The sequence below is a fragment of the Rhizobium sp. CCGE 510 genome (genome assembly GCF_000292525.1).
Classification (GTDB): Bacteria; Pseudomonadota; Alphaproteobacteria; order Rhizobiales; family Rhizobiaceae; genus Rhizobium.
Window position 1 is genome coordinate 23805 of sequence record NZ_AEYF01000038.1, and the last position, 6196, is coordinate 30000.

The following is a 6196-nucleotide window of genomic DNA, read 5'->3' on the forward strand; positions in this document are numbered from 1 at the left end:
CCCTCACCCTAACCCTCTCCCCGTAAAAAACGGGGAGAGGGGACGTGCCCTGCGAGAGGTTTGTGGGGAACGGAGAGCTTGCGGCTCGCCCCTTCGCCCCGCATGCGGGAGAAGGTGCCGGCAGGCGGATGAGGGGCAAATTCGCGCATTCCTCAAAAGGACCACCCAATGAACACGCAAATCAAACCCATCTCCCGCGTGCGCGCCATCAACTGGAACCGGGTCGAGGACGACAAGGATCTCGAAGTCTGGAACCGGCTGACCGGCAATTTCTGGCTGCCGGAGAAAGTGCCGCTGTCCAACGACATTCCATCCTGGGCGACGCTGACGCCAGCAGAGCAGCAACTGACCATCCGGGTCTTCACCGGGCTGACGCTGCTCGACACCATACAGAACGGCGTCGGTTCCATCAGGCTGATGGAGGATGCGGCAACGCCCCATGAGGAGGCGGTGCTTTCCAACGTCTCGTTCATGGAGGCGGTGCATGCGCGTTCCTATTCCTCGATCTTCTCGACGCTGTGCTCGACGCCCGATGTCGACGATGCCTATCGCTGGTCGGAGGAGAACGAATTCCTGCAACGGAAATCGGCGCTGATCATGGAGCAGTATCGCTCCGGCGACCCGTTGAAAAAGAAGGTCGCGAGCGTCTTCCTCGAAAGCTTCCTGTTCTACTCCGGCTTCTACCTGCCGATGTACTGGTCGAGCCGCGCCAAGCTCACCAACACGGCCGACATGATCCGGCTGATCATCCGCGACGAGGCGGTGCACGGCTATTATATCGGCTACAAGTTCCAGCGCGGGCTGGAGCGGCTTTCCGAGGAGAGACGGCAAGAGATCAAGGATTTCGCCTTCGATCTTCTGCTCGAACTCTACGACAACGAGGCTCGATATACCGAGGCGCTCTATGACAGCGTCGGATTGACCGAGGATGTCAAGAAGTTCCTGCACTACAACGCCAACAAGGCGTTGATGAACCTCGGTTATGAGGCGCTGTTCCCGGCCGAGGCCTGCAAGGTCAATCCGGCGATCCTGTCTGCGCTTTCGCCGAATGCCGACGAGAACCACGACTTCTTCTCCGGCTCCGGGTCCTCCTATGTGATCGGCAAGGCGGTCGCGACCGAGGACGAGGATTGGGATTTCTGAGGCTTCATTGCCATCTGCCCTTATCATTTGCTTCCCTGTCGCCCACATTCAGCGGAAAGTGAAATTCGATCCTCGCCGATGATGCGGGGTAGCGGAGTTTTTGATGTCGTCTTTATTGAACAAGGTTGTGATCGCCGAAGCGGACGACGGCGTTTGGCCAATCCGTAGAAGGCGGATCCTCGACTGGTTGGTGAACGAGACGCGCGGCGAGCGCTTCATCGACAACATCCTGGTGGAGATGTGCGAGAAGCTGCTTTCGGCTGGGGTGCCGGTGGCGCGGGCGACATTGCATTTCAGGGTGAACCACCCGCAATGGGTCGGCGCCCGCCTTCTCTGGAAGGAGGGGCTCACCGAGGCGAAGATCGATACATTCGCCTATGGCGTCGAAAACACGCCGGAGTTCCTGACGAGTCCCATCAACGCGATCCACCAAGGTGCGGAGGAGGTGCGTAGACTGTTGGAAAACCTAGCCGACAGCAGCGAGGATTCATTCTATCAGGAACTTCGCGATGGCGGCTTGACCGAATATATCGCCTGGCCGCTCGAACACACCTTCGGCAAACGCCATGTCGCAACGTTTTCCACAAGCCGGCCTGGCGGTTTTGCAAGCGAACATATCGACTTCCTGCGGGATCTGCTGCCGGCCCTGACCCTGGTCAGCGAAATCCGGCTGAAGAATATCATCGCGCGAACGTTGCTGCAAACCTATGTGGGGCCGCATGCGAGCGAGCAGATCCTGGCGGGCGTCACAACGCGCGGCAGCGGCGCCACCGTCGGCGCGGCGATCATGATCTGCGACCTGCGGGACTTTACGGCGATCTCCGATCTCTGGCCGCGCGACGATGTCATCCATCTGCTCAACGACTATTTTGACGCCATGTCGGACCCGATCGAGCGGCATGGCGGAGAGATCCTGAAGTTCATGGGCGACGGATTGCTGGCGATCTTCCCGCTGAGCAAGGAAACGGCCTGCCTCGATCTGCTGCAGGCGATCCGCGAGGGGCAGGCGTTGATGGCTGAACTGAACGACCAGCATGTCCGCATGGGGCGCGATCCGCTGCGCTACGGCGTCGGCGTGCATGTCGGCGACGTTATGTATGGCAATATCGGCTCACGCCGCCGGCTCGATTTCACTGTCATCGGCCCGGCGGTGAATGTCGCCTCGCGGCTGGAAACCCTGACCAAGGAGGTCAAGCGTCCGGTGCTGCTGTCGCGGGCCTTCGTCGAAATGGCGGACTGCGCCAAAGACATGGACAGTCTCGGCACCTTTCCGCTTCGCGGGCTCGGAGAGCCTGTCGATGTTTTTGCGTTCCCGGAGCAATAGGTTTTCAGTGGACGGGTTCATACCCCGCGTTTGTTGCCCCAGAGCAGCACGTGCAGCTGCGGCAGCACGCGTGGCGCAAACCATCGGTCTGCCGTCACTTTCTCGACGAGCCAGTGCATCCGATCCATCACGCCGTCGATATCGATACGGGCGTCGTCGTCACCCGGCGGCGGCGGCCTATGATTGCCGGGCTGAAGGAACAAGGGAATATTGGGATAGCGCTCGCCCACCTGTTGCGCGAAGAGGTAGTCGGCATCGTCGAAGATAACGATTTTCAATGTGATCTCCGGCCCGCCGGCGGCGAGCCGAAGACAGTTATCGACCTCACCCCAATCGGTCAGCATTCCGCTTGACGGCGGCTTGGGGCTCAACACCAGGACATCGAGATCACGAAACCAGCTCCGGGCCACACTTCCCTGGGTTTCCAGCGCGAAGCGGTACCCCTCTGAATGGCCGAGAGAGATCAGCGGCCCCAAGGGCTGGATGGCCGGATTGCCTCCGGAGAGGGAAACCGTCAATGGTCTGCCTCCGGAGAGCTTCGTGACCTCCTGCCAGATCGCCTCGGCGGACATGGCGATCCACTGATCCCGGAACGCGCTGTCGACGGCGTGAAGACTGTCGCACCAGGAGCAGCGGTAGTCACAGCCACCTGTCCTGACGAACACCGTCGGCACCCCGATCAACGCGCCTTCGCCCTGTATGGTCGGGCCGAAGATTTCGCTGACGCGGATGATTTCGCCGCTCACGGCCTGTACTCCGCCCATGTCTTCGGCGTCTCGCTGACGCGGACGGAGGATGTCTCCGGGAAGCGCTGTTTGCACCAGTCGTAGAAATGCCTGGCCAGGAACTCGGAGGTGACTTTCGAATGGCCGAAGACCTCGTTCAAATGGCGATGGTCGAGAGCCTCGTCGATATAGCGCTTGAGCGGCGAGAGGTCGTGATAGTCGCGAACGAAGCCGTCATCATTCAGGCTTTCGGCGGCGAGTTCGACGACCACCACGTAGTTGTGGCCGTGGAGCCTGGCACATTGATGGTCGTCAGGCAGGTGATCCAGCTGGTGCGAGGCGGAGAGATGAAACTCCTTGGTGATACGGTACATCAACGCACCTCCGTGGCTGTATATTGCGACACGGCCGCTTTCCAGAAGTCACCGTCGTTGTATTCCGTCGGATCGGGCACGCCGGCAAGATGGAAAGCTTCGCGGCGTTCCACGCAGGTTCCGCAGCGGCCGCAATGGAGGCTGCCGCCTTTGTAGCAGGACCAGGTTTCCGCAAAGGGTGTGCCGTGTTTCCCGCCGTCGGTCACGATCGCCGCTTTGGAAACGTTGACATAGGGTGCATGCAGCTTGACGCTGGCATAACCCTCCAGCGCTTCGTTCTGCATGCGCTGGAAGGCGTCGATGAAGCCCGGGCGACAGTCCGGGTAAATGAAGTGGTCGCCGCCATGCACGGCAACAGCAACGGCATCCGCCTTTTGCGCGGCCGCCAGGCCGAATGCGATGGCCAGCATGATGGCATTGCGGTTCGGCACCACGGTGGCCTTCATGGTCTCCTCGGCATAGTGGCCATCCGGAACCTCGATATCGTCGGTCAGGGCCGATCCGCTGAGATGGCCGCCGATGGCTGCGATGTCGATGATATGATGGGGAACGGCAAGGCGTTCCGCGCACCGGGCGGCGAAGTCGAGTTCCTTGCGATGGCGCTGGCCGTAGTCGAAGGAGACGAGGCCGATAAGCTGTTCTTCCGCTGCTATCTTGTGCGCAAGCGAAACGGAGTCGAGTCCGCCGGAGCAGACGACGATGGTCTTCATATTTTGGATTCCCTTGTTTTGACCGGGTGGGCTGCGACCGGATTACGGCGTGCTTTTAGGGCAAATCGCGCGTCAGGGAAATAGTTTTAAGAGATGGGTTTAGCCGATCGGAAAGTTGATCTGCGGCGGCAGCAGCAGGTGCAGATCCTCGGCTTCGGGATTGTTGATCCGCTGCAGCAGCATGCGCCCCAGATCCTCGCCGGCCGCCGTCAGATCCTCGTGGATCGTATCGACCTTCGGCTGCAGCTGGGTAAGAAGGCGGGACGTCTCCTTGGCGACGATATCGTAATCGACAGCGAGTGTCCGGCCGGCGTCGCTCATGCCGCTGATGACGGCGAGAGCCGAGACTTCGCCGGGGCAGATGAACCCATCGGGAGCATCCGGTGCGTCGGCGCGGCTGCAGACGAAATCGCGCAGCACGTCCGCCGGCGTATCGAGATCGACCGCTTCGGGGATCTCGTAGGCGATGCCTGCCTCGCGCACCGCGGTCATGAAGCCGTGCAGGATATGCTGGCAGAAGGTCAGCCGTTTCGGCGGCAGGATCACCGCCACTTTTCTACGGTTCTTGGCGATCAGCCGGCGTGTGGCCTCATAGGCAAAGGCGAAATTGTCGTAGTCGACATAAGGGTGCGGCGTCGAAAATTCCGTGCGGCCGTGGCAGATGAAGGGAAAGCCGGTTTCGAGCAGCAGGCGGACGCGGGCATCGAGCGGTTCGGTCCGGGTGAAGATCAGCCCGTCGGCGAGGTGGTTGCGGATAATGTATTCGGCGGCCTCGACATCGGTCGTCGACAGGAAATTCGGGGCGACGACGAGATGGTAGGAGGTTTCTTTCAGCGCCTTGGCGATACCGTACATGATCGAGGTGCTGAAGCCGACGACCTCCTCGTGCGAATCGAGCAGGATGGCGATGACGTTGGTGCGGCCGGTCTTCAGACGCTGGGCGGCCCGGTCGGGGAGATAGCCGATCTCGCGGGCGATGCGGTGCACACGTTGGCGGGTCTCCAACGAAATCTGTGGTGCATCGGAGAGCGCCCGTGACACCGTCGTCACCGCAAGGCCGGCGATCGTGGCAATCGTTCGCAAGGTCGGCTTGCTGCGCTTATGGGTGATGTCGAGATTTTCGCCGCGCTGCGGCCGGGACGGTTCGGTCACTCTGGGCTTTCCATGCTGGAATTGCCCATAGAATAACATGATGAGTCCGGTGTGCAATCAGCGAATGACAACGTTTTAAATTTTAACAGTTTGTTATGCTTAGATAATTTTCTTAATTAAATCAGCTATATAGTGAAATAACCATATTTTTCTCGAGAGTCGAGAAAGGGCTTGACGGCCATAGGATTATAACGTTTTAAATTAGCAACCGCGCGGAGGAGCGCGGCCGTATGTTAACCGTCACAATGGGCGGAAGGCATCGGGCGGCAGGGAGGGCCCGCCGCCGATTTTCAAATGGGAGGAAATTCATGCGCAAGTTTTTGAGCTCGGCGGCGATTGCCGTCGTGATGATGGCTGGCCTCGGCGGGGCCCATGCAGCCGACGTAAAAGAAGTTCAGATGCTGCACTGGTGGACATCAGGCGGCGAGGCGGCGGCACTGAACGTGCTGAAGCAGGATCTGTCGAAGGAAGGTTTTGCCTGGAAGGACGTGCCGGTGGCCGGCGGCGGCGGCGATGCGGCGATGACGGCGCTGAAGGCGATGGTTGCGGCCGGCACCTATCCGACGGCCTCGCAGATGCTGGGTTATACCGTGCTCGATTATGCCCAGGCCGGCGTCATGGGCGACCTGACCGAGACGGCCAAGAAGGAAGGCTGGGACAAGTCGGTGCCGGCAGCGCTGCAGAAGTTCTCGGTCTATGACGGCAAGTGGGTCGCAGCCCCGGTCAACGTGCATTCGGTCAACTGGCTGTGGATCAACAAGGCGGTGA

At 60.4% G+C, this 6196-nt stretch carries 7 protein-coding genes; 3 read left to right on the forward strand and 4 right to left on the reverse strand.

All coding sequences use genetic code 11. From position 1 onward, the window contains the following. Positions 1 to 168 precede the first annotated feature (168 nt). Both nrdF and RCCGE510_RS17305 read left to right on the forward strand, forming a co-directional pair. A complete protein-coding gene (nrdF, locus tag RCCGE510_RS17300) occupies positions 169 to 1143 on the forward strand; it encodes a class 1b ribonucleoside-diphosphate reductase subunit beta (RefSeq protein WP_007631996.1) in 975 nt (324 codons plus the stop codon). Between the two features lie 103 nt (positions 1144 to 1246). After that, complete coding sequence (locus RCCGE510_RS17305; RefSeq protein WP_007631998.1) at positions 1247 to 2467, forward strand: adenylate/guanylate cyclase domain-containing protein; 1221 nt, start codon at positions 1247 to 1249, stop codon at positions 2465 to 2467. A gap of 17 nt (positions 2468 to 2484) precedes the next feature. Here RCCGE510_RS17305 and queE read toward each other — a convergent pair whose 3' ends face one another. The 4 genes from queE to RCCGE510_RS17325 all read right to left on the reverse strand — a co-directional run bounded on the left by queE (position 2485) and on the right by RCCGE510_RS17325 (position 5428). Further along, positions 2485 to 3213: a 7-carboxy-7-deazaguanine synthase QueE gene (gene queE, locus RCCGE510_RS17310; protein ID WP_007632000.1), complete on the reverse strand. Its 729-nt coding sequence runs from the start codon at positions 3211 to 3213 to the stop codon at positions 2485 to 2487. Further along, positions 3210 to 3566: a 6-carboxytetrahydropterin synthase QueD gene (queD, locus tag RCCGE510_RS17315; protein WP_007632002.1), complete on the reverse strand. Its 357-nt coding sequence runs from the start codon at positions 3564 to 3566 to the stop codon at positions 3210 to 3212. The genes queE and queD overlap by 4 nt, the downstream gene beginning before the upstream one ends. Then, a complete protein-coding gene (gene queC, locus RCCGE510_RS17320; RefSeq protein ID WP_007632003.1) occupies positions 3566 to 4276 on the reverse strand; it encodes a 7-cyano-7-deazaguanine synthase QueC in 711 nt (236 codons plus the stop codon). The genes queD and queC overlap by 1 nt, the downstream gene beginning before the upstream one ends. A 99-nt stretch (positions 4277 to 4375) precedes the next feature. Beyond that, complete coding sequence (locus RCCGE510_RS17325; protein WP_007632005.1) at positions 4376 to 5428, reverse strand: LacI family transcriptional regulator; 1053 nt, start codon at positions 5426 to 5428, stop codon at positions 4376 to 4378. 308 nt (positions 5429 to 5736) lie between these two features. Here RCCGE510_RS17325 and RCCGE510_RS17330 point away from each other — a divergent pair. Next, positions 5737 to 6196: ABC transporter substrate-binding protein (locus RCCGE510_RS17330; protein ID WP_007632007.1), on the forward strand; the 460-nt coding region annotated here is incomplete at its 3' end.

Bases quoted from the DNA above. Each gene is read 5' to 3' on its own strand.
- nrdF (WP_007631996.1), top strand. From the start codon at position 169: ATGAACACGCAAATCAAACCCATCTCCCGCGTGCGCGCCATCAACTGG.
- RCCGE510_RS17305 (WP_007631998.1), top strand. From the start codon at position 1,247: ATGTCGTCTTTATTGAACAAGGTTGTGATCGCCGAAGCGGACGACGGC.
- queD (WP_007632002.1), bottom strand. From the start codon at position 3,566: ATGTACCGTATCACCAAGGAGTTTCATCTCTCCGCCTCGCACCAGCTG.
- queC (WP_007632003.1), bottom strand. From the start codon at position 4,276: ATGAAGACCATCGTCGTCTGCTCCGGCGGACTCGACTCCGTTTCGCTT.